The organism is Petrimonas sp. (assembly GCF_963921705.1).
Classification (GTDB): Bacteria; Bacteroidota; Bacteroidia; order Bacteroidales; family Dysgonomonadaceae; genus Petrimonas; species Petrimonas sulfuriphila.
Genome location: NZ_OY997410.1, coordinates 1 through 25,385, shown reverse-complemented (window position 1 = coordinate 25,385; position 25,385 = coordinate 1). Strand labels below are relative to the sequence as shown.

At 46.2% G+C, this 25,385-nt stretch carries 15 protein-coding genes; 11 read left to right on the top strand and 4 right to left on the bottom strand.

Annotated elements, in window-relative coordinates; all coding sequences use genetic code 11:
- Positions 1-106: 106 nt before the first annotated feature.
- The 7 genes from pnp (at position 107) to AACM02_RS00045 (ending at position 7,892) form a co-directional block, all read left to right on the top strand.
- Positions 107-2,254, top strand: coding sequence for a polyribonucleotide nucleotidyltransferase (pnp, locus tag AACM02_RS00075; protein WP_332456981.1), 2,148 nt, complete (start codon positions 107-109; stop codon positions 2,252-2,254).
- A gap of 146 nt (positions 2,255-2,400) precedes the next feature.
- The gene (locus tag AACM02_RS00070; protein WP_214062629.1) at positions 2,401-2,649 is read left to right on the top strand and encodes a hypothetical protein; all 249 of its coding nucleotides are present in this window, start codon (positions 2,401-2,403) and stop codon (positions 2,647-2,649) included.
- Positions 2,650-2,752: 103 nt separating this feature from the next.
- Complete coding sequence (locus AACM02_RS00065; RefSeq protein WP_339115682.1) at positions 2,753-4,336, top strand: thiamine pyrophosphate-dependent enzyme; 1,584 nt, start codon at positions 2,753-2,755, stop codon at positions 4,334-4,336.
- Positions 4,333-4,917 carry an indolepyruvate oxidoreductase subunit beta gene (locus tag AACM02_RS00060; protein ID WP_339115681.1) on the top strand — a complete coding sequence of 195 codons (585 nt, stop codon included), beginning with the start codon at positions 4,333-4,335 and terminating at the stop codon, positions 4,915-4,917. Before AACM02_RS00065 ends, AACM02_RS00060 begins: the two co-directional genes overlap by 4 nt.
- Complete coding sequence (locus tag AACM02_RS00055) at positions 4,914-6,212, top strand: phenylacetate--CoA ligase family protein (RefSeq protein ID WP_214062625.1); 1,299 nt, start codon at positions 4,914-4,916, stop codon at positions 6,210-6,212. Before AACM02_RS00060 ends, AACM02_RS00055 begins: the two co-directional genes overlap by 4 nt.
- 17 nt (positions 6,213-6,229) lie before the next feature.
- Positions 6,230-6,655 (top strand): ACT domain-containing protein, encoded by a 426-nt coding sequence (locus tag AACM02_RS00050; RefSeq protein ID WP_214062626.1) that lies wholly within the window; start codon positions 6,230-6,232, stop codon positions 6,653-6,655.
- Positions 6,656-6,695: 40 nt separating this feature from the next.
- Positions 6,696-7,892 carry a PLP-dependent aminotransferase family protein gene (locus tag AACM02_RS00045; protein WP_339115680.1) on the top strand — a complete coding sequence of 399 codons (1,197 nt, stop codon included), beginning with the start codon at positions 6,696-6,698 and terminating at the stop codon, positions 7,890-7,892.
- A 9-nt stretch (positions 7,893-7,901) separates the two neighbouring features.
- Here AACM02_RS00045 and AACM02_RS00040 read toward each other — a convergent pair whose 3' ends face one another.
- The 3 genes from AACM02_RS00040 to AACM02_RS00030 are packed head-to-tail and all read right to left on the bottom strand — an operon-like array spanning position 7,902 to position 13,158.
- Positions 7,902-10,070 (bottom strand): DUF5916 domain-containing protein, encoded by a 2,169-nt coding sequence (locus AACM02_RS00040; RefSeq protein ID WP_339115679.1) that lies wholly within the window; start codon positions 10,068-10,070, stop codon positions 7,902-7,904.
- A 13-nt stretch (positions 10,071-10,083) separates the two neighbouring features.
- A complete protein-coding gene (locus AACM02_RS00035) occupies positions 10,084-12,249 on the bottom strand; it encodes a DUF5916 domain-containing protein (RefSeq protein WP_339115678.1) in 2,166 nt (721 codons plus the stop codon).
- A 60-nt stretch (positions 12,250-12,309) separates the two neighbouring features.
- A complete protein-coding gene (locus AACM02_RS00030; RefSeq protein ID WP_339115677.1) occupies positions 12,310-13,158 on the bottom strand; it encodes an energy transducer TonB in 849 nt (282 codons plus the stop codon).
- 280 nt (positions 13,159-13,438) lie between these two features.
- On the opposite strand from AACM02_RS00030, the gene AACM02_RS00025 reads away from it, so the two are divergent.
- From AACM02_RS00025 to meaB, 4 genes are all read left to right on the top strand, one after another.
- On the top strand, positions 13,439-16,417 hold the full coding sequence (locus AACM02_RS00025; RefSeq protein ID WP_339115676.1) for a PEP/pyruvate-binding domain-containing protein: 2,979 nt from the start codon (positions 13,439-13,441) through the stop codon (positions 16,415-16,417).
- Between the two features lie 214 nt (positions 16,418-16,631).
- On the top strand, positions 16,632-22,487 hold the full coding sequence (locus AACM02_RS00020; RefSeq protein ID WP_339115675.1) for an MG2 domain-containing protein: 5,856 nt from the start codon (positions 16,632-16,634) through the stop codon (positions 22,485-22,487).
- A gap of 96 nt (positions 22,488-22,583) precedes the next feature.
- Positions 22,584-22,973: a DUF1573 domain-containing protein gene (locus tag AACM02_RS00015; RefSeq protein ID WP_339115674.1), complete on the top strand. Its 390-nt coding sequence runs from the start codon at positions 22,584-22,586 to the stop codon at positions 22,971-22,973.
- Positions 22,974-22,985: 12 nt separating this feature from the next.
- The gene (gene meaB, locus AACM02_RS00010; RefSeq protein WP_339115673.1) at positions 22,986-24,080 is read left to right on the top strand and encodes a methylmalonyl Co-A mutase-associated GTPase MeaB; all 1,095 of its coding nucleotides are present in this window, start codon (positions 22,986-22,988) and stop codon (positions 24,078-24,080) included.
- 746 nt (positions 24,081-24,826) lie between these two features.
- Here the strand turns inward: meaB and AACM02_RS00005 are convergent.
- Positions 24,827-25,033: a hypothetical protein gene (locus AACM02_RS00005; protein WP_339115672.1), complete on the bottom strand. Its 207-nt coding sequence runs from the start codon at positions 25,031-25,033 to the stop codon at positions 24,827-24,829.
- Positions 25,034-25,385 lie beyond the last annotated feature (352 nt).

Below are 25,385 nucleotides of genomic sequence, written 5' to 3'. Positions count from 1 at the left end.
TCAAAACAGTCCCTCAATATTTTATGGTTTTATACGCTTCAAAACGAAAACTTTATCTTATCTTTGTGGGATTTTACATCCAAAATTTAAAAATAATAATTTATTTATGACGAATCCAATCATCAAGCGAATCGAGCTGTCAGACGGACGCACGATTACGCTCGAAACGGGAAAATTGGCGAAACAAGCTGATGGGGCCGTGGAGTTGCGTATGGGCAACACCATGCTGCTGGCCACTGTTTGTGCTGCCAAAGACGCTGCCCCCGGAGTAGATTTTATGCCGCTGCAAGTAGAATATAAAGAAAAATTCTCCGCTTTCGGAAGATTTCCGGGCGGATTTATGAAAAGAGAAGGAAGGCCCTCAGACTACGAAATTCTTACCAGCCGGTTGATCGACCGTGCCCTCCGCCCACTTTTCCCCGATGATTACCACGCTGAAGTTTTTGTAACCGTCATGCTTTTCTCGGCTGATGGTGAAGATATGCCGGACGCATTAGCCGGGTTGGCTGCTTCTGCCGCATTGGCCGTTTCAGATATTCCGTTCAACGGTCCGCTATCAGAAGTACGGGTTGCCCGTGTCGACGGACAGCTCTTTGTAAACCCTACTTTCAGTCAGTTGGAAAAAGCCGACATGGACATTATGGTGGGTGCCACCATCGACAACATTATGATGGTGGAAGGAGAAATGAGCGAGGTTTCTGAAGCCGAATTGCTCGAAGCCATTAAGTTCGCTCACGAAGAAATTAAAAAACAGTGTCAGGCTCAGCTTGAACTGATGGAACTTTGCGGAACGGTTAAGAAACGTGAATATTCACACGAAGAGAACGACGAAGAACTCCGCAAACAGGTGTGGAGCATCTGTTATCCCAAAGCGTATGTCGTTGCTTCTTCGCAGAACAGCGACAAGCATGCGCGCATGGATGCTTTCGAGACTATCCTCGAAGAATTCATGGAATCCGTTCCCGAAGAAGAACGGGAAACAAAAGCCCCGCTCGTTGCCAAGTATTACCACGACGTGGAAAAAGAAGCGATGCGCCGCTGCATCCTGGATGAGGGAAAACGTTTGGACGGAAGGAGCACGACCGATATACGCCCCATTTGGAGTGAGGTGGATTATGTTCAAGGACCACACGGATCAGCAGTGTTCACCCGCGGTGAAACGCAATCGCTCACAACGGTTACCCTGGGTACGAAATTAGATGAGAAAATTGTCGACGACGTGCTCAACCACAGCACAGAGCGGTTCTTGTTACACTATAATTTCCCTCCATTCTCAACGGGAGAAGCCCGTCCGCAACGCGGTACAGGACGTCGTGAGATCGGTCACGGGAACTTGGCACATCGCGCCCTGAAACGCATGATTCCGGAAGGATACCCGTACGTTATTCGTGTCGTTTCCGATATTCTGGAGTCCAACGGATCTTCGTCTATGGCAACGGTTTGCGCCGGTACGCTGGCCCTGATGGATGCCGGAGTGCAAATGAAAAAGCCGGTATCGGGTATCGCTATGGGACTGATTTCCGAAAACAAAGGACAGAACTATGCCGTCCTTTCCGATATCCTGGGCGATGAAGACCACCTGGGAGACATGGACTTTAAAGTGTGTGGCACTAAAGACGGTATTACGGCTACTCAGATGGATATCAAGGTAGACGGATTATCGTACGAGATCCTCGAGAAAGCCCTTGCCCAGGCTAAAGCCGGACGCGAGCACATCATGGGTAAAATGATGGAAACCCTTTCCGAACCTCGTGCCGACCTGAAGCCGCATGCACCCCGGATTGAAGTGATAGAAATCCCGAAAGACTTCATCGGTGCCGTTATCGGCCCGGGAGGAAAAATCATTCAGGGAATCCAGGAAGAAACTGGTGCCATCATCACCATTGAGGAGGTCGATAACAAAGGCCGTGTAGAAGTATCGGCTTCTAACAAGGACTCTATCGATGCCGCCATGCGCAAGATAAAAGGGATTGTAGCTGTGCCCGAAGTGGGTGAAGTGTACGAAGCGACCGTTCGTTCAGTGATGCCTTACGGTGCTTTCTGTGAATTCCTTCCCGGAAAAGACGGATTGCTGCACATCTCCGAGATCGATTGGAAACGATTGGAAAAAGTGGAAGATGCCGGAATAAAAGAAGGCGATAAGATTGCCGTAAAACTGATCGACATTGATCCCAAAACGGGTAAATTCAAACTTTCACGCAAGGTGTTGCTGCCCCGTCCTCCAAGGCCGGAACAACCCAGGACTGAAGAGTAAAAAAATAGACAACTCTGTTAAAGCGAGCCTTTCCGGTTCGCTTTTTTTAATGATATTTTTTACTTTTGTTGTCAGGTTGCACTCGTTTCATCTGCGGGTGTAACGCGAAACAGTTTCTTAGTTGATCACAATTAAATCAAAAGTCAATGGAATCAACAACACTAAAATGCGGAGACTGCCCCTTGAGGGCAAAGTATGACCGGAAGCCCAAGTCATTGGCCGGCCGTTTTTGGCGGTGGCACATCAATTTTTGTCCAGGTTGGAAAGCCTATTTCACCTCCCTGGCGCCGGAAGAGAAAGCGCAGTTGCGAGTTGAATCTACGATTCCCAAAAGAAGAGAAAAACATCGGTTTTGTTTAACTATTTTTTATACCTTTGCAACTAACTTCTTTTAGACGGGCAGATTATTAGGCATTAGACCGATAGACAAAGCTGGTATCTGAAAGCGAAGCGATCTAATGTCTAGAAGCGTAGTGGTCTGAAAGTCTGCAAAATAATATGAACAAACAATTACTTTTAGGTGCGGAAGCTATTGCACAAGCTGCATTGGATGCGGGAATCTCGGGAGTTTACGCTTATCCGGGAACGCCGTCCACCGAAATAACACAATTTATTCAACAATCGCCCCAGGCCCGGGAATCGGGTGTGCGTTCGAAATGGTCTGCTAACGAGAAAACAGCTTACGAGGCAGCGCTCGGCATGTCTTACGCCGGAAAGCGCGCTTTGGTTTGTATGAAGCACGTGGGGCTGAACGTAGCCGCAGATGCGTTTATGAATTCAGCCATTACCGGAGTCCACGGCGGATTGGTAGTGGTGGTGGCCGACGATCCGTCGATGCACTCATCACAAAACGAGCAGGATAGCCGTGTGTATGGGAAGTTTGCGATGATTCCTGTTCTGGAACCTTCCAACCAGCAGGAGACATACGATATTGTCCGTTACGCGTTCGATTTATCGGAAGAGGTGAAACTTCCCGTGCTTCTTCGGATTCCTACCCGATTGTCACATTCCCGTGCAGTGGTTTCCGGCGGAGAGGCAATGCCGCAAAATCAACTTGCGCCTACCCAGGAGAAGAACAGGTGGATCCTGCTCCCCGTTAATGCCAGGAAAGGTTATCACCGGTTACTTGAGAAGCAGGCTCAACTGATCAATTTCTCTGAATTTTCCAGGTTTAACCAGGTAATCTCCGGAACGGGTGATAAGGCCGTTATAGCTTTTGGGATTGCCTACAACTATGTGATGGAGGTTATCCGGACGTATGCCCTGGATATACCGGTGTTGAAACTGTCCCAATATCCGTTGCCAGAGAAGAAAATTAGCGAGTTTACGGAAAAATACGGTGAGGTTCTTGTTGCTGAAGAAGGCTACCCCGTCTACGAAGAATTGCTAAAAGGCTTTTTCGGGAACGAGAAATTCCGGGGACGGCTGGATGGCACGTTGCCGCGTACAGGAGAACTTTCCCCAAACATACTCTCAAAGGCGTTGGGTGTTCAAACGAATAGTGAACCGGCTGTTCCATCCATTGTCGCTCCGCGGCCGCCGATGTTGTGCCAGGGATGCAGCCATCGCGATCTTTTCGATGCGGTTGTTCAGGCCATGTCACTTTATCCGCAACGGCACGTCTTCGGGGACATCGGATGCTATACGTTAGGAGCTTTGTCGCCTTACAATGCCATCAGTACCTGTGTGGATATGGGCGCATCGATAACAATGGCCAAAGGGGCAGCCGATGCCGGGTTGTTTCCGGCAGTTGCCGTGATTGGCGACTCCACCTTCACGCACTCGGGAATTACGGGATTGCTAGATGCCGTGAACGATAAAAGTGCGGTTACTGTCATTATCTCCGACAACGGGACCACAGCCATGACGGGCGGACAGGACTCATCGGGAAGTGGGAAGTATTTTGCTATTTGTAAGGGGATCGGTGTGGAGGAGAACCATATCCGTGAAATTGTTCCGTTGAAAAAGAATTTCGAGGAAAATGTAAGGGTGATGAAAGAAGAATTCGAATACGAAGGTGTTTCGGTAATTATTTCCCAGCGCGAATGTGTACAGACGGCAGTGAAAAGCAGAAAAAAATGAATAAAAACATCATCATATCCGGCGTGGGAGGGCAAGGAATTTTAACCATGGCTTCCATTATTGATCTGGCAGCTATGAATTTGGGGCTAAATGTAAAACAGGCCGAGGTTCATGGAATGAGTCAACGGGGCGGAGCCGTGGAATCGCATCTCCGCATTTCCTCGGGGGAGATTTTTTCCGACCTTATTCCCAAGGGGAAAGCCGACCTTATTCTTTCCATCGAGCCGATGGAGTCGTTGCGGTATCTTCCCTTCCTTTCTCCCGACGGCGTTATTGTGACGGCTACGGAACCGTATGTTAATATTGGCAATTATCCCGACGAAAGGGAATTGCTCGAAACCATTGCCAATTCAGCTAATCACGTTTTTGTAAATGCAGGCTTGCTGGCGAAAGAAGCTGGAAGTGCTAAATCGTACAACGTGGTTATGTTGGGAGCTGCCGCACCCTACCTGGAAATTGCAACAGAAGAATTGGAAAAAGCCATCGGAATGTTTTTCAACCGAAAAGGAAAAGAGATGGTGGACCTGAACATAAAAGCCTTCCGCCTAGGATGGGCAAACTCATTGAACGAACAAAAATGATTTGGAACCCCGAATTTGAATGTGCCGACAGGCAAAAGCTGCACGAACTGCAGAGCATACGCCTGAGGGAGATGGTGAGGCGTATCTATGAAAACGTACCCGCTTACCGTAAAAAATTACAGGAAAAAGGCATTGAGCCTGGCGATATAAAAAGCGTGGATCAGTTAAAGCACCTGCCTTTTACCACTAAAACCGATCTTCGCGATAACTATCCGTTCGGACTTTTCACATTGCCGCAAACCGATGTGGTGCGTATTCATGCATCAAGCGGAACAACAGGAAAGCCTACGGTTGTGGGATATACGCACCGGGATCTGGAGATTTGGACGGAAGTGGTTGCCCGAAGCCTTACTATGGCTGGGGTTGATAAAGACGATACTATTCAGGTTGCTTACGGTTACGGACCGTTTACTGGAGGTCTTGGACTGCATTACGGGGCCGAAAAAGTAGGGGCGACGGTTATCCCGATTTCTACCGGCAACACCAGGAAACAGCTTCAGTTCATGACCGATTTCCACGCTACCGTTATCGCCTGCACACCCTCTTATGCTGCTCATTTGGGTGAAAGTATCCTTAAAGAAGGCATATCTCCGGAAAAGGTAAAACTGCGCGTGGGGGTTTTCGGGGCGGAGCCGTGGACAAATGAAATGCGTGCTCAGATTGAAAATCTGCTGAATATAAAAGCCTACGATATATACGGGTTGAGCGAAATTATCGGTCCGGGAGTGTCCATGGAATGTGAATGTCAACAAGGGAACCACATTTTCGAAGACCATTTTATCCCCGAGATTATCGATCCGGAGACATTGGAAACACTTCCTTACGGTGAAGTAGGGGAGCTCGTTTTCACTACCGTAACGAAAGAAGCGATGCCACTCTTGCGCTACCGTACAAGAGATCTCACCCGGTTGTTTATTGATACGTGCGATTGTGGCCGTACGCTTGTGAGAATGGGAAAATGCCTCGGAAGGTCGGACGACATGCTTATTATCCGCGGAGTGAACGTCTTCCCGTCGCAAGTAGAATCGGTTCTCCTTGAGATGGAGGAAGCATCACCGCATTATCAGCTTATCATTGGCCGGGAAAACAACCTGGACACTATGGAGATACGGGTGGAAATCAACGAGCGGTTCTGGTCCGACAGTATTCGTGAACTTGAAGGTATCCGCCGGCGCATAGACCACAACATCAAAAGCCTGTTGGGGATCGGAGCTGCCATTAAGTTGGTGGAACCGCACAGCATAGAACGTTCGGAAGGAAAAGCCAGGAGGATTATCGATAACAGGCATATATGACTTTAAACTTTTAATCTATGATTATCAAACAATTATCTGTATTTTTGGAAGATCGTTCGGGACGGCTTACCGATCTCACTCAGATACTGGCAGAGCACGAGATCAATATCACTGCCCTGAGCCTGGCCGAGACAGCTGATTACGGCATCGTAAGAATGGTGGTGGGGAAGCCCGGCGCAGCAGAGGAGTTTCTTCGTGAAGCCGGCTTTTCGGTGCGCCTAACCGATGTGGTCTGCGTGAATATGCCCGACCGCCCCGGAGCATTGCATGAGGTGCTCAAGATATTGGCCGACAACGCAATTAATGTGGATTATATGTATGCATTTTCGAATAAGGATGTGGCTTTAGCTGTTATTCGGGCGGCGGATATCGATCAGGTAATCGAGGTATTGCAGAAAAACGAGATGCAACTGCTTCGCCAGAGCGATATTTATCAACTTTAATAAAAAAGACCAGACATCTGCTAGCTAAATTAATAATATTATGACAAGATTTGCACACGGTGTTTCCGCTTTACGTTCGTCAGAAATCAGGGACCTGATGAGCCTGGCCACTTCTCCCGACATCATCTCTTTTTCAGGCGGAATGCCGGGTAACGAACTTTTCCCGTTGGATAAGATAGATAATATTTATCAGTCGCTTACCGAAAAAGAAAAACAGGTTGCCATGCAATACGGGCCCACCAACGGGTTGCCGACGTTGCTGGAGTCCCTTTCGCAATACCTTGAAAAGAAAGGATTGCCGGTAGGGAAGAATCGTTTGATGATGACTACGGGATCACTTCAGGCGATCAACATCCTGACAAAAGCCTTTGTGGATCCGGGTGATACTGTTCTGGTTGAAACACCTTCTTTTATTGGGGCATTATCTGCCTTTCGATCGTATGAAGCCAATCTTGTTTCTGTTCCTCTCCAGGGAGATGGTATCGATATAGAAGCGTTAAGAACGACGTTGAATACTGCTGGCCCGAAGCCGAAGTTCCTCTATTTTGCCCCTAATTTTCACAATCCTGCGGGTATAATTTATTCGGAAGAAGTGAAGCATCAGATGATTGAATTGTTGAAAGATCAGGACATCCCGCTTATCGAGGACGATGTTTACAGCGATTTGTACTTCTACGAAGAGGATGTGCCGAAAATGACAAACATAAAAACAATGGATCCCGAGGGCATTGATGTCTGTTTTACGGGTTCGTTTTCTAAAATTCTCGGTCCCGGCTTGCGCCTGGGTTGGATGCTTGTTCCGGAACACATTTACAAAAAGTGTGAATTGATCAAACAATCTATGGATGCCTGCTCGCCCAGTTTTTCACAGGTGATAGCCGATAAATTCATCCGCAACGGTTATATTTATGAATATACTGAGAATGTGCGGCAGGAGTACAAAAAACGCGGGTTGGCCATGATTGAGGCCTTAGAGAAGTATTTGCCCGATTACGTTTCGTTTGAAAAGCCACGTGGCGGGTTTTATATCTGGCTTCACCTGCCCAAAGGAACGGACAGTTCGCTTATCTTGAAAAAAGCCATCGAAAAAGGAGTGGTCTTCGTTACCGGAAAGACATTCGACCCCGACGGGGTAAAAAATGATTGTATACGTGTATCGTTTTGCAATACGGCCACAGATGTTATTCAGAAAGGAATTCCCGTCGTTGCGGAAGCGATCCGGGAGGTGTGCGGATAAATCCATCAATCAATTCCACCAATAGGTCATCTTCAGCACCAGCGCACGGTTACGCACTTCACGCGTGTTCGCAAAGTAATTGTCGGTATAGACAATAAATAAATCCGAAACGGGTTTATACCTCCACTGGAAACGGATGTTCAGGTTGGTGTTGTTCAACTGGTCATTGTATTGCACAAAAGTGGTCAGGTAAACTTTGGGTGAGAATGTGATGTCCAGCTTTGGGCCTATCAGCCAGAAATGTTTGTGTTCGAAGGGTTCGGGTAAACGTATGTTAGTGTATGTGGCATTCATGGTGAAATTCACGAAAGGTTGATACCGGTATACCATTTTTGCATCAATCATATCGTACTGGCCGTTGAAAAATCCCCCTTTGGCATAGGTTACCGTTCCGTTCAACATTTTCCGGTTATTGGAGGTGAACGAAGTGTAAATATTGGTGTAACTGTAATCGCTCCCTGCCGGCAGGAATGTGTGGCTTGTGTGGGTCGGATCGAAATCCTGCATCAGTTTTATGTAGTAATTCTTCATGCCTGCCGCGATGGTGGACCGGTCTCTGAATTCCAGCTTATATCCGAGATCGAGTGCATGGTCCAACTTTTCGAACCCGGGGGTATAATAATCGTCATATTCCGCATAAGGCCCGTGAATAACCACTCGCTTATTCGGTACAAAGAAATAGCTTATTTCGGGACGGAAGGAGATAAAGTCCCGGCGTTGGACGTATCCGGTCTCTGCCAGATAATTGGCACCTACGGCGGTTTCCCGAAACTCTATCCTGACCTTGCCGTTGTTGTATACGGCCGATGCTCCCTGTGCGTACTGTTGGTCGGGATTTCCCGGCTGGAAAGACCGGTGATAGAATACTTTTCCTGTCCAGATATTGTCGCGCGAAGCCAGGTTGGCGTCCAATGCTGCAACACGGTTAAACAGCCTCTGTGATCCCTCGCCAAGAGTTTCTTTGTTTATCATCATAAAACCCAGGTTGGAGCGAGAGAGTATTTTCTTCTGAACAGACAACACCGAGAAATTCCTTACGGCAAAAGCATCTGTTTTTTCCGTGGCCATGTTCATAAATCCTATGCGCCAGTCCTGCCCGAGTTTGCCGCTTACCCGGGCACCGCCCAATACCGGTGCATCCAGTCCTATCCTTCGGGAGAAGAATGGTGTAGTGTTTGTTTCCCCGTAATTGGCAAACAGGTCGCTGTTCTCGAGAAAGAACTGCCGCTTTTCGGGGTAAAGCAGTTCAAAACGGTCGATATTCATCACCTGCTGGTCCACTTCCACCTGGGCAAAATCGGGATTGTAAGTCAGGTCTAGATTCATGGAGGTGCCTAGTCCGATCTTGGCGTCCAGTCCGAAGTCTTTTCGGTATCCGGCATTTTCGCCGGCGTCAAAATTTTGATGATACCCCCCGTAGAGGTACGGGATAAGAGAAAAATTTGTCTTCGGCCTGGGTAAAGGTTCATCGAATTTCAATACTCCTGTATAAGCCAGTGAGGCATGCGGAAACTGACGAGGCACAGGTGCCCAGACCGATTTCTCGTTCGATTTTAGATCGAGGCGCCCGAAGTTGGCATACCAGGTTTGGCTTTTAGACGGATAACGAATGGATTTGAACGGGATTTTCATCTCCGTAATCCATTTGTCGGGATAATCTTTCACCTTTAGTTCCACTTTACTGTCCCAGTTCAGGTTCATGACCGAACCGTCCGATACCAGTCCGTCCCATATAGCTCCCGACGCAGAATTTCCGAACGAAAACCCGTTGGTTTGATCGCGGAATGTGTCGAAAACAGTGAGAAGATTGTCGTTGTTGTTAAATGCAAAATCCCTGCGGAAAGATTCGGCAATTCGTTTACCGGGAATTGTATCGTAAAAAATGACGGCCATGTAGAGAGCTTTGTCGTCGTATATGAGCATCAACTCCGATTTTTGCTGCGCAAATCCGGTATCTACCGGCTGGACGAGACGAAAGTTCTCCACCCGGTTTGCTGTCTGCCAATCGGTTTCGTCCAGCACGCCATCCAGCGTGATGGAACCTTTTATTTTCTTGACGGTGTAAACGAAGTTCTTATTGCGAATGTTTATGGAAATGGTATCGTTTGGAGTACCCTGTGAGAAGGTTTGAATTGCAAAAGCAACCATCAGAATAAAAGATAACCAGGATTTGATCATGTTTCTACTGTTTTTAATTCCACCAATAGGTCAGTTTCAATACCAGCGCACGGTTTCGGACTTCACGTGTATTGGCATAATAATTGTCGGTATAAACTAAAAATAAGTCCGATACAGGTTTGTAACGCCATTGGAAACGGATGTTCAGGTTGGTATTATTGAGTTGTTCGTTATACTGCATGAACGTGGTGAGAAACAATTTATCCGTGAAAGTGATGTCGAGCTTGGGGCCGACCAGCCAGAATTGATGATTTTCAAAGGGCTGCGGTAAGTGAAGGTGTGTGTATGTAACGTTCATCGAAAAATTCACGTAGGGTTGAAACCGGTACACCATTTTTGTGTCAATCATTTCGTAATTTCCATTGAAAAAACCGCCTTTGGAGTAAGTAGCCGTTCCGTTGAGTGGTTGGCGGTTGTTGGACGTGAATGTGGTGTAGAAGTCGGAGTAGTTATACTCACTCCCCACCGGTAAAAAAACGTTGCTTATGTGGGTTGGATCAAAGTTTTGCATCAACCTGATGTAATAATTACGTATGCCTGCCGCAATGGACGAACGATCACGGAACTCGACCTTATAACCCAAATCCAGTTCATGGTCAAGTTTGTTGAATTGATGAGTGGAATAATTCTTGAATTTGGAATAAGGTCCGTGTATGGTTACCGTTTTATTGGGAATAAAAAAATAGGCCAATTCCGGGCTTAACGAAATGTAATTCTTGCGGCGAACGAAGCCTGTTTCTGCAAGATAATTATCACCTACTGCCGCCTGGTCCAGGCTGATGAGGATATTACCCTTACTGTATTTTACGGATGCGCCTTGTGCGTATTGACCGTCGGGATTATTCGGTTGAAAAGACCGGTGATAAAATACTTTACCTGTCCATTCGTTGTTTTTGCTGGCCAGGTTGAAATCCAGTGCCGCAACACGGTTAAAGAGCAGAGTACCGTCGGGCTTGTTCAGGTACTCTTTGTTGACGAACATAAAGCTGATGTTGGAGCGGGCCAGAATTTTCTTTTGTAGCGACAATACGGTGAAGTTTCTGGCCAGGTGATCGGTAGTTTTCTCGGTGGTCATGTTGATAAACCCAAGACGGAAGGTATTGTTGATCTTGCCGCTTAACCGTGCTCCTCCCAACACCGGTGCATCCAGTCCGATGCGCCGTGAAAAAAACGGTGTAAGCCCCGTGTTTCCGTAGTTTGCAAATAAATCGCTGTTCTCGAGGAAAAACTGCCGCTTTTCGGGATAAAATAGTTCAAAACGGTCAATATTCATCACCTGCTGATCTACTTCCACTTGCGCAAAGTCGGGATTGTAGGTCAGGTCCAGATTCATTGCCGTTGATATTCCGATTTTTGCATCCATCCCGAAATCTCTCCGGTAACCGGCTTGTCCACTTGCTTCATAATCCCGGTGATATCCGCCGTAGATATAGGGTATAAGCGAAAAGTTCATGGTGGGTTTGGGTAACGGTTCTTCAAAATGCAACACTCCCGTGTAGGCCAGGGAGGAATGAGGAAATTGCCGGGGAACGGGTGCCCAGGCCGACTTCTCATTGGCCTTGAGGTCCAATCGCCCGAAATTAGCATACCAGGTCTGGCTGTTTGCCGGATAACGGATCGACTTAAACGGAATTTTCATTTCCGTGATCCATTTATCGGAGTAATTCTTCAGCTTGAGCTCAACCTTGCTGTCCCATTCGCTGTTTTTGGTTTCACCCGACCTGATTCCGTCGGAGATAGCGCCTGAGGCCGAAAACTCAAAAGTATAGCCGTTGGTTTGATCGCGAAACGTATCGAATACGGAAAGGAAGTTGTCGTTGTTGTTAAATGCATAATCCCTGCGGAACGACTCAAAAATACGTTTGCCGGGGATGGTGTCGTGAAAGACCACCGCTACATAGATGGCTTTATCGTCGTAGACCAGCATCACCTCCGATTTTTGTTTAGGGAATCCGGTATCCACCGGCTGGACAAGAAAAAAGTTGTCTGCCTTGTTTGCCGACAGCCAATCCGGCTCATCCAGCACTCCGTCAAGTAGGATGCGGCTCTTCATCTTCTTGGCGGTATACACAAAGTCCTTGTTGCGGATAGTGATCCTGTTCGAATCCAAAGGGTTTTGTTGGGAAAACAGGTGAGAACAACAGAAAAGCACCGCTGCAAGCACAAAAAATCTTTTCATTTAGAGAAAATGTATTTTTTGAATGTTATTTATCGAGCCCTGTTCCGTTTTGAAACACCCTTATGGATTCGAGCTCAGAGCCGGAATCGGTTCTTCATCAATGGTGAAATCGATAGGGAGCAGGCATTTCACATTCACTTTTTCGCCGTTGTTTTCACCCGGAATCCATTTGGACATCAGGCTGAGCACACGAATCGCTTCGTTGTCGAGCTGGGAATGCAATCCCTGAACCACCTCGATATTTGAAATAGAGCCGTCAACAGCCACGATGAAAGAGCAGAGTATCCTGCCCTGAACTCCCTGTTGGCGGGCTTCCTTTGGGTACCGAAGCTGGTGTGCGATAAATCCGGCCAGTTCTTTTTCTCCGTAAGGATACTGCGGCATTTTATCCACGATGGAATAGACTTCGGAGTTGGCGATCTCCGGGTTAGTCTTACCTACGGTATTTGCGGGATTTGTCGTGGTGCGTGCCACAGTTTTCGCATTTTTGTTCAACCGGAAATACATGGGTACGTAGCTCTTGGAGCGGACAAACTCATCCTTGTACTTGGCCGGGCGCCAGGGCGGCATAGCCTGCAAAATACGCAGGGCTTCCTTGTCGAGTAGGGAGTCTGCACGGTGAATCAGTTCGAAATTGGTCAATGTTCCGTCTTTTTCAACTACAAACGTATAAACGACTAATCCTTGTACGTTACGTTCAACAGCGTCGGCGGGATAGCGAAGTGTCCCGGAAATGAACTTATGCATTTCCCCCGATCCCCCGGTGAATATAGGGGGGATGTCCGGATTTTCGATTATTTTTCCTTCGTAAACAGGGGGCGGCTGAAGCTGAGAATTTTCGGATGCAAAAGCAGAAATCGTTATCAGGTATAAAGCCGATAACGACAAAAGTAACGTTTTAGAATTCATTTATTTCTTATTGATGTTTAGACCTTTTTTGTTTGAAGAGCAAAGATAATAAAAAAACTTAACGTTTTTAAAGCAGCAGTTTGAGATTAACAAATAAATTCATAGATTTGTGGCGGTTTTTCATCATCGTGGTAATTCTGTTTTTTTAATTTTCCACGAAAAAAAAGCAGCCGGCTACGGAAGTGAAGCGCCTTTTGCCGGCTGCTGCTTTTTATGGATTCCCTGTCAACCGTAAACCGCAAAATTTTTTTATCTTTGTCCTCTTAAGATTTCACCCGATATGAACTTATCCACTTCACCATCCGTAATTAAAGCGCATGATATCAGTCGTTTTCAGTTTCGAGATACGCCTTTTGTAAAGCTGATGAACAAGCGCATTTACAACGTCCTATTTATCGCTTCACAATACGATATGTTTATCCTTGAAGATGACGGACGGGTGGATGAGCAGATTTTCAACGAATATACGTCGCTTAACCTCCGCTATCCGCCGCGCTTTACGCAAGTGAGTACAGCCGGGCAGGCTATGGAAGAGCTTCGGGCCAACCGTTATGAACTGATCATTTGCATGCCGAACATGGATAACCACGAGATCTTTGCCCAGGCGAAGGTTATCAAGCACAAGTTTCCTTATATCCCTATTGTGTTGCTTACCCCTTTTTCAAAATCGGTTACGCGCGTGCTCGAGAGAGAAGATGTCTCGGGAATGGACTATGTTTTCAGCTGGCTGGGAAATGCTGATTTGTTGCTGGCCATCATTAAACTGATAGAGGACAGTATGAACGTTGAAAGCGATGTGAAAACGGTTGGTGTGCAGACCATTATGCTGGTGGAGGATTCCGTCCGCTTTTATTCGTCGGCGTTGCCTCTGCTCTACAAATATGTGCTCAACGAGTCGAAAGAGTTCTCCAAGGAGGCACTCAACGATCACCTGCGTATGATGCGTATGCGTGGACGACCAAAAATCTTGCTGGCGAGGAATTATGAGGAGGCAGTCAGCCTTTACAAAAAGTACGGCGATAATATGTTGGGTGTTATCTCGGATATCAGCTTCAGCCGTGAGGGTAAAAAAGACAAGTTGGCGGGAAGAGTGTTGGGTGAATGGATCCGTAAGAAGAATAAATACATCCCGATCATTTACGCGTCATCGGAATCTGAAAACAGGGAATACGCTGCACTGGTGGATGCCAAATTCATCGATAAAAATTCAAAGACCTTTCCTCAGGATTTTCATAAAGCTGTAAAAGATAACCTGGGATTCGGTGATTTTATTATTATTGCTCCTAAATCCAAGGAGGAGATTTTCCGGATCAAAAACCTGAAGGAACTGCAGTTGAATATTCGTCAGATTCCCGATGATTCTTTGTATTATCACCTTTCGAGGAACCATTTCTCGCGGTTTTTCTATACACGTGCCATGTTCCCTGTGGCGGAAATGCTGAAGAAGATTGATGTGTCGGCTTATGCCAAGATGGACGATGCGCGCGAGCTTATCTATCAGGCAATCGTAGAGTATAGGCGGATGAAAAACACGGGTGTGGTTGCGGTATTCGAAAAGGACAGGTTCGATAAATACTCCAACTTTGCCCGTATCGGTGACGGTTCATTGGGGGGGAAAGGTCGCGGGCTGGCTTTCATCGGCCATATCGTGAAGACACATCTGGAACTGAACAGTTATGAGAATTTCCCGGTAACGACACCCAAGACAGTGGTATTGTGTACCGATATCTTCGATGAATTTATGGAAGCCAACAGGCTTTACGAGATTGCGCTTTCTCCCCGTCCCGATGAGGATATCCTCAAGCATTTCCTGGCGGCAAAACTCCCCAAGCGTCTGGTCAGCGATTTTCTGGTTTTTTTTGATGCCATCTCCACACCCATTGCCATTCGTTCTTCGAGTATGCTTGAAGATTCACAGTATCAGCCTTTTGCTGGCATATATTCAACGTATATGATTCCTTACGTAAACGATAAATACGAAATGGTCCGCCTGTTGAGTAATGCTGTCAAGGCGGTATACGCTTCGGTGTTTTATAAAGACAGTAAGGCTTATATGACGGCCACCCAGAACCTTATCGATCAGGAGAAGATGGCGATTGTGTTGCAGGAAGTAGTAGGTGGTGAGTATGGGAATTTGTTTTATCCGGCAGTTTCCGGAGTTGCCCGTTCCATTAACTATTATCCTATAGGCAACGAAAAGACGGAAGACGGTATTGTGAACATGGCCATGGGCTTGGGAAAATACATTATGGACGGATACCAGGGACTACGTTTTTCCCCGTTGCATCCTAAAAATATATTGCAGTTAAGTTCACTGGACACTGCTTTGAGAGATACACAAACGCAGTTTTATGCACTCGACCTGGAGTCGATGTCAAAAGATTTCACGATCGATGACAGTTTTAATCTGCAAAAAATACGCATACAGCAAGCAGGGGCAAACAGCCCGTTACGGTATGTCTGTTCAACGTATGATCCTGATGATCAAATTATCCGTGACGGATTTTATGAAGGGGGAAGAAAAGTCGTTTCGTTCGCCAATATGTTGAAGCACGATACACTGCCCCTCGCAGAGACATTGGACAAAGTGTTGAAAGTAGGGCAGCAGGAGATGGGACGGCCGGTAGAAATAGAGTTTGCTGTGAATATAAAGAGTCAGCAGGAAGCCGAGTTTTTCGTATTGCAAATCCGTCCGATTGTAGACAATAAGGAAGTCGTAAACGAAGACCTGGAAAATATTGACAAATCCGAGACAGTGCTTTATTCACGAAATGCGCTGGGAAACGGGATATCTACCGATGTTTCCGATGTGGTTTATGTGAAAACGAAGCATTTTTCAGCAGCCAATAATCCAGCAATAGCCCGGGAGATTGAAAAAGTAAATATTCGTTTCAGCGAGGCGGACAAGAACTACGTGCTGGTAGGTCCCGGGCGGTGGGGATCGTCAGACCCGTGGCTGGGGATTCCGGTCAAATGGGCCCACATAAGCCAGGCACGCGTAATTGTGGAGTCGGGATTGGAGAATTACCGGATCGAGCCGAGTCAGGGTACTCATTTCTTTCAAAACCTCACCTCGTTTGGCGTGGGCTATTTCACGATTAACTCCTTTTCCCAGCAAGACGGTTTTTTTGACGAGGATTTTCTTGATTCGCAACCTGCTGTCTATGAGACGGATTTTATACGCCACGTCTGTTTCGACCAACCATTGCCTATAAAAATCAGTGGAAAGAAAAAAATAGGGGTAGTCCTGAAACCGTGATTTTTTGGCTGAAGTAGAAGTGTGAAAATAATGTTTTAACAAAAAATAACGCAGTTGTGTGTTCACTTTTTCACGTTTCTGCATCTATATAACTGAACTTTCTCGTGTCCTGCTGTTTTAGTGAACGAGGGTGAACACGGTTGGCAAAGCATCATCAGTAGACAATTTGGCTGAATGAGCAATATGCGAAACTTGAATTAATAATTTTAGTCGTATGAAAAAACTTTTATCGATTGCAGCGGTAGTGATCTTTTTTCTTTCACTGCAAGCGCAGAACCAACAAACTATGAATTACGATCAGGCCTGGAAAAAAGTGACCGAACTGGAACAAAAATCCCTTCCTCAATCAGCATCGGAACGGGTGAATCAGATCCTGCGAAAAGCCATTGCTGAAAAGAACAGCCCTCAAACCATCAAAGCCCTCATTCACCAGGGTAAATACAATTTGGCGGTTGATGCAGAACAGGATACCTCGATTTTTTACAACCTGACCAATATGTTGGGTAAGTCTACGGACGCGATAGAAAGATCGGTACTGCATTCCATGCTCGGTGAACTCTATTTGCAGTATTACCAAAAAGACGGTTGGACCATTAACGGACGTACAGCGATCAGTGGATTTGTTCCAACAGATATGAAAGAGTGGTCAAAGAACAATTTCTACGATAAAGTGGTGGAGCATTTAAACGCGTCCATCGGACCGGACAGCTTACTCGAAAAGGCAGAGGTTCAGTCCTATGAGCCCATTGTCGGCCTCGGTAAAGATTCACGTCGTTTTTATCCCACGATGTACGACTTCTTAACGCTTCGTGCTATTGAGCTTTTCAGTCAGGTAGGTGAAGATATGGACCTGAGCCGTTCGCTGGCGAAGAAAAAAATTGCGCTGTCGTCGTTGTTTGCCCCGGCCGGTGAGTTTGGGAAACTGAATTTTGATCCACAACCCGGAGAATATAACCTTTGGGCGTTGGAAACCTATAAAAAACTGTTCGTTTCCTTATTCAAAAGAGATTTAAATATTTCTGTAGTACTTACGGAACTCGACAAAACCGGCTACCTTGCCAAGCTGCACAATGCTCATCAACAGTATGCTCTTCCTTTGTTGCAATCAATGCTGAAGAAATGGGAAAATGACCCGATAAGCGTGGAAATCGTGGACGGGATGGCAAATATTTATACGACACAAATAGGGGGGGGCACGCAAGAGGACAGCCTTAAAAGAATGGAAAAAACAAAGGAATTGTATGATTTGTTGCACAAGACCATTCAATCGTTTCCCAATAATGAACGTACCTCTATTCTGGAGAACAGATTGTTACAGCTTACGCAACCTTATTTTCAGGTAAAAGGAAGCAATACTTTTGATATAAAATCAGAAAAAAAGCTTGCAGTGGAATATAAAAACCTCAGGAAGCTAAATGCCAAGCTCTATCGCCTCGATTCACCCCTTTCTGCTGTTTACAGCAATAAAAGCGGTCGCCAGCAAACGAATGAGAAGAAAACGTTGATCCGTGAGATCCGGATTCCCCTTTCCTCCAGGCAGCCGTATGAGCGGGCTCAAACCGAACTTGAACTGAACATAACTGAGTTCGGTTCCTACAAACTCGAATTTGAGTCTGATCCTGTAGCGGAAAAAGAAGGCAACAACAGTTTTTATTTTTCAGTTTCAGGCTTAGCTGTTTTCAGCCGTTTGTCGGCGAAAGATACCTATGAGTTTTTTGTGGTAGACCGGGTAAACGGTCAACCGGTAAAAAATGCCCGGATAAATATCTACAAGCTTCCCGGAAGCTGGTACAATTCAGCGCTTACCCTCGAAACGACTATTCCCGTAAACGGAGTCGGATTGGCAGTTTATAACAAAAACATCTCCAATAACGACGTTTTTTACCAGGCTGTTGCGGAAAACGACAATGGATCCCCGTTGCATTCATTTCCCTGGAGTTATTATCCGCAGGAAGATCGCCGGACACAAACCGCAGAAACGGTAAATTTATTTACCGACCGAAGTCTGTATCGTCCCGGCCAAACTGTGTTTTTCAAAGCGGTTGCCACCACAACAAAGGATGATAGCTCGCAGGTTACCGCCAACAAATCCCTTGAATTTGTTTTGCGCGATGCCAATGATCAGGAAATCTCGCGCCAGGTTTTAAAAACCAATGAGTTCGGTTCCGTTTCGGGTGAGTTTGTGTTGCCGCAGGGATCATTGACCGGATATTTTAGGATTACCACCCACAACGGGAATGCCGGATTTAGGGTGGAAGAGTACAAACGTCCCGCGTTTGAGGTTACGTTCGACAAGATTGAGACAACCTATAAATTTGGCGAAGAAATTACGTTGACTGGAAAAGCCGAAAGCTATTCCGGTGTGAAGCTGCAAAACGCTCATGTGAGTTACCGCATTACCCGCCAACAATCCTGGTGGTGGCGGTGGGGCGGGACGCCGGAACATTTCACCGAAGGGAGTGTGAAAACGGATGAAAACGGAAAGTTTACCGTTGTTTTCATTCCACAGAAAGCCGACGGGAGTTCTTCGTCACGCTCCATCTATACGTTTGATGTGGAAGCGACGGTTACCGATGTAAACGGTGAAACACAGGTTGGAACTTATTCCGTTACGGTGGGCGATATTTCGATGATGCTGAACATGGAGATGCCCGAGAAACTCGAAAAATCATCTGACGAAAAGATTATTGTTTCCGCCAGAAATTTAGACGGGAACGACATAAAAGCATCGGGGACTTATCGGGTGTTCTCCTTACTTGAAAACGACTCTACCCATAGGCAGCTGTTGCAGGGCAATTTTGAGACCGGGGAACAAACGGAACTGAAATCGAAGCTCAAAGCGTTACCTTCGGGAAAATACCGCCTTCGGCTGCTATCGAAAGACGATCGTGGTAACGACATTACTGCTGGACACGATTTTATTTTGTTCGACTATTCCGATAAACGCCCTCCCGTAAAAACCAACGAGTGGTTTGTTGTGAAGAACAGGGTATTCGGGCCTGGCAAAGACGCGGTTTTTGTTCTAGGGGCTACAGATGACCTGAACGTGTTGTATGAACTCTGGCGGGAGGGAGTGCTGCTGGAAAGGAAATGGGTGAAGATAAACAACGGGAACCGCTTGTTTTCCATTCCCTTTAAAGCGGGCTACAAAACCGGTGTCGTACTTATGCTGACATATGTGAAAGATGAGAAATTCTACCATCATTCCACAGAACTTATTTCTGAGAAAGAAAAAACCGGACTGGAGGTAAAACTGGACATTTTTCGTGATAAAATACGGCCTGGTGCCCAGGAAGAATGGCGGTTGACGATAAAAGATGCCAAGGGGAATCCCGCTACAGCAGAAGTATTGGCCTCGATGTACGATTTTTCGCTCGATCGAATTTATTCCACACCGAAATGGGTGTTGAGCCTGCCTCAGTTTTATATGTACAGGACGGCTGCTCCTTTGGAAAAAGACCGATCTTTCAATCCACAGCAGGTGAATGGATATTTTGCAGTACCTTTTAAGAACGTGGAATCGTTGTTTTTTGATCGGCTAAACTGGTACGGCTTTTCGTTGTATCGATACGGGAGGATGATGGTCAGAGGTGTATTACAAGAAAAAGTGGCAGGAGTTCAGGCAGATTATTATGCTGCGCCGATGGCAAAAGGAGAAACTCTTCAAATGGCAGCAGATGTGGCAGACAATGTTTTAGCCGAGGAAGCCACGCCGCCACCGGCGCCGACACCTCCTTATGAAGCCGAACCCCAAATCCGCCGTAATTTCAACGAAACGGCCTTCTTCTTCCCGCAACTGCGCACGAACGAGAAAGGCGAGACGCAACTTTCGTTCACCGTTCCCGAAAGCAATACCCGCTGGCGCTTCCGCGTGCTGGCGCACGACAAGGACCTGAACACGGGCGAAGCCGAAGCGTTTGCCGTTTCACAAAAAGAACTGATGGTTACGCCCAATATGCCGCGCTTCCTTCGTCACGGCGATTTTGTTTCTGTCTCGACAAAGATTTCCAATTTATCCGATACGGCAATTAGCGGAACAGCCCGTATCATCCTGTTCAACCCGCTCACCGATGAAACGATTCTGTCGGGCGCATCGCAGCAACAGCCGTTTTCCATTGCGCCAAAAGCCTCTTCCGATGCTTCCTGGACGTTTGAAGTGCCAGGCAATATCGAAGTTATCGGAGTTAGGGTTGTTGCTGAAAGTGAATCGTTCAGCGATGGCGAACAGCATGCGCTGGCAGTATTGCCCAACCGGATGCTCGTTACTGAGAGTATGCGGATGGACGTGAACGGAACGCAAGCCAAAGCATTTGAGATGGACAAGCTGGTGAACCAGACTTCCGCTACTTCTGAAGATTATCGGCTGACGTTGGAGCTTACGTCCAATCCTGCGTGGTATGCTGTCCAGGCTTTACCTGTGTTAAGTACTCCCGAAAGTGATAATGCTGTCTCCTGGTTTGCCTCCTATTATGCCAATACGCTCGGAATGCATATCTCAAAAACGTATCCGAAGGTTTCAGCCATGATCGAAGCGTGGAAAAAACAGGGTGGTGATTCAGAAACGTTGCTGTCGAACCTCGAAAAGAACCAGGAACTTAAAAACGTGCTGCTCGAAGAAACCCCCTGGGTATTGGAAGCGAAAAGCGAATCGGAACAGAAACAGAAACTTGCCATACTGTTCGATTTAAACCGTAGCCAGCACCTTACGGGCCAAGCCGTGAAGAAGCTTGGAGAGTTACAAACTACGGCAGGCGGTTGGAGTTGGTTTAAAGGGTTTTATCCGAACCGGAGCATTACACAATATATCCTTTACGGATTCAGTCAGTTGAAAGCATTGAAGGCGGTAGAGTTTAGCGATGATATCCAGGCTATGCAGGCAAAAGCCGTTTCGTATATCGATGGGGAAGCGCTTCACCGTTTTGAGCAACTGAAAAAACAGAACAAAGATTGGCAAAAATTAAAAACCATTCCCGTTTCCGACTTGGAATACCTGTATGTCCGATCGGCTTACAACCAATATCCGTTGGATTCCAAAACAAAAGAAATGGCCGATTTTTATACATCAATAGCAGAGAAAAACTGGACACAATTCGGGTTGTACGAACGTTCGCTTATCGTTGTCTTGATGCAGAAAGACGGAAAACAAAATGTTGTACGGGATATGCTGAGATCGTACCGCGAACACGCTGTCCTTTCCGAAGAGATGGGCATGTTCTGGGCAAATAACCGCGCACATGTTTTTATGTCGCAATCGGCCGTGTCGGTACACACGTTTATTATGGACGCTTTCCGCGTTGGCGGTGTAACAGCCGGTGAAATGGACAATATGAAACGCTGGTTGCTGAAACAGAAGCAAACGCAGATGTGGGAATCCACGCATGCCACAATAGATGCTGTCTATGCCTTGTTAAGTGCGGGAACAGACTGGTTTTCTGCAGACAACAATACGACGGTGACGGTGGGCGGTAAGGTAATTGCTCCCCAACAACAGGCACAGGGTACGGGATATTTTAAAGAAACGTGGCATAAGTCGGAGATTACACCTCAAATGGGAAAAGTTAAAATTGAAAATTCGGGTAACGCTCCGGCCTGGGGTGCGCTCTACTGGCAATACTATGAAGATCTGGATAAAATAACGAAAACCGGAGGTTCGCTCAATGTGGAAAAAATGTTGTTTGTGGAGGAAACCGACGTTTCAGGTAGAAAACTCGTTCCGATTACAGAAAACCGGATGCTACGCGTGGGCGATAAAGTGATTGTTCGATTGACCCTCCGTACTGACCGCGATTTGGAATTTGTACACCTGAAAGATATGCGCGCCGCTTCTTTCGAGCCTCTGGAACAACTTTCGGGCATGAAATGGCAGGAAGGGGTCATCTATTTCCAGGCTTCGAAAGATGCATCCACTAATTTCTATTTCGATGTCTTGCCACGGGGAACATACGTTTTGGAATACGGTGCTTTCGTTACCCGGACGGGTGATTATTCCAATGGAATTACCACCGTTCAGTGCATGTATGCACCGGAGTTCAGTTCGCACACTGCGGGAATGAAGGTAAATGTCCGGTAGGTGCAATAAATAACGTTAAACACAGAGCGTTTTTAAACGAAATGGTTATTTTTGTGTCGTAAAAGAATTGATGATCGAATTTAAACAAAGATAAAAATGAAAAAATTAAGCGTTATCCTTTTTTTCAGTATAGTGTTGAGCGGAGTTGCATTTTCGCAATCCGTCCCGAAAATGCAATTCAAGAAAAACGTTCACGACTTTGGAACCATTAAAGAGGAAATAGGGGCCGTTTCCACGCAGTTTGAGTTTACCAATATGGGAAAGAGCCCGTTAATTATACAGCGTGTTTCTGCATCGTGTGGGTGCACTACCCCCAGCTATACAAAAGAGCCTATATTGCCCGGGAAAAGTGGTAAGATTGATGCCAAGTATTCAACCACCGCGCGCCCGGGTACGTTTAACAAAACCATAACCGTGTATACGAATGTACCTGACACCGTATATGTGTTGTCGATAAAAGGAAATGTTACGCCCAGAAAAAGGTGAGTATTTTAAGTTATGCATCATCCCGAAAATGACCCTAAATACTTGGGTTTAAACGTCAACAAGGGTGTAGTTCAGCCACCAAGCATAAATCCCTATTTGCATCTTCGCAAAAAACAACAACGGAAAGAATATTCGGTGAAGGAGTTTGCAGAAGGGATTTTGGCGGGTAACATCACGGTGTTGAGCCAGGCAGTAACGTTGGTGGAAAGTTCCAAACCGGAACATCAGGCAATGGCTCAGGCCATTATCGAAAAGTGCCTGCCGTATTCCGGAAACGCTATCCGTGTAGGAATTACGGGGGTCCCCGGTGCTGGGAAAAGCACTTCCATAGATGCGTTCGGCATGTATCTGGTAGAAAAAGGCCATAAGCTGGCCGTACTGGCTATAGACCCGTCGAGTGAACGCACCAAAGGAAGTATTCTCGGCGATAAAACTCGGATGGAAAGATTGTCGGTACAGGAGAATGCCTTTATCCGGCCTTCGCCTTCAGCCGGCTCGTTGGGTGGTGTGGCCCGTAAAACACGCGAGACCATCGTTCTGTGTGAAGCTGCAGGGTTCGATTATATTTTTGTGGAAACCGTAGGGGTGGGGCAATCGGAAACAGCTGTCCACTCGATGGTCGATTTTTTCCTGTTGATTCAACTTGCCGGCACGGGTGATGAGTTGCAGGGTATAAAGCGGGGGATTATGGAAATGGCGGACGGTATTGTGATCAACAAAGCCGATGGCGACAACGTCGAAAAGGCCAAAATGGCACAGTCCCAGCTTCGCAATGCCTTGCATCTGTTTCCGCTTCCGGAATCGGAATGGTCGCCAGAAGTGCTGACCTACTCGGGATACTATGCGCTGGGAATTGAAGAAGTATGGGATATGATTCACCGGTACATTGAGTTTGTGAAGGACAGCGGTTATTTCGATGTACGTCGCAACAAGCAGTCGAAATTCTGGATGTACGAGACCATCAACGAGCGTTTGCGGAACGACTTTTACCAGAATGCCGAAATAGAGCAACTGATGCCCCTTCTTGAGTCGGAAGTCCTTTCGGCGCGTAAGAGCTCATTCGTGGCGGCTAAGGAGGCCCTAGACAGGTATTATTTGAAGAAATAAGATAAAAGAGCAAACACTTATGCTCAAAAAAGTAAAAATCGGCAATATGATAATTCCTTAAATCGACTAGGTTACGTTTTGTGGGTCCAGATGGAGCTTAGGGTGTCAATGAAAGCTGGTTCGCGTTCTTTCTATCCCTATAGCCGACAGTCACGGCAAACAGTGTTTCGTAGTCATTCTGTTGCAAAACCTGATCGTACCCTCCTCGTTGAATCCATGGGGGTGAATCAATCCCTATGCTTGATCAAGCACTTAACAATAAATCCAAGGAAAGAAATACATAACAGGCCAGCCACGTTTTAATCTTGGCTTCGCTTTTAGGTTTTAATATCTGGCTGTTAGGCAAATCCCTGCAAAGTTTTTCATGATTGTTTTGAAGAATCATCTTTAAAAAACTCAACTGGAAGTTGCACTTCTATATTGAACTTAGTTTTCCTGGTAATATCTCATTAGCTTCCGGCTTATTATCGGTTTATTATTCATTAGAATCAGTATTTAAGAAATTAGAAAAATAAATGCGATGGCAATTTTACCCATCGTATGTATAAGTAATCCTTTTGTGGATCTTACTTTTTACGCTCTTTGAATAGTTGTTTTTTCATTCAGCCAGTTGAAGAATGATTCTATGGGTTGTCTGACCCTGGAAACTGCTGTAGAGAACAGGTCATTGTAGGCTCTATAGCTTTTTTCCTGTTTCGATTGTCCCTTGACAGCTTTAACGGGGTGAACATTTCGATATTCTGTTTTTATTTCTTATCATCACTGAAGTATTCAAAATCAGAATATATCTTGTCTCCAAAGATTACGGTATCGGAGATGTAATCACCCCAGGCCTGTTTAAAAACAGTCAGGTCATTATCCCGGGCAGGAGTAAACATAAGAGAGTCGGGAAAGGGGATTTTACCTTCCCTGCGCGAAGTCAGTGCATGAAGTTTCAACCCTTGATAATACATACATGTTCTTTGAAGAACAGTAACCTTTAGAGGTTATCTCCGGGGCAACTTTCCTGTTCCTACCTGCGCAAGTTATGAGGGGCAGGGAATCGACAAGGGATATGTCCTTGTCACAATCAGCCGGCATGAATGAAGATATCAATCTCCCGGATAATACCCGAAAAGCTTCACCAAGACGGTTTAATCTGAGATTAAAGGTCTGGTATGAGGGCAATTCAGGTACCCATGTATATATTAATATAAAACCACCCCACTTTTCAATCTAAAAGTATACCACTTATTAACCTGAACGGATTTTATCTGTTCACCATAAATGATAAGTATGTATACAAAACAAGAAATCATCATTCGA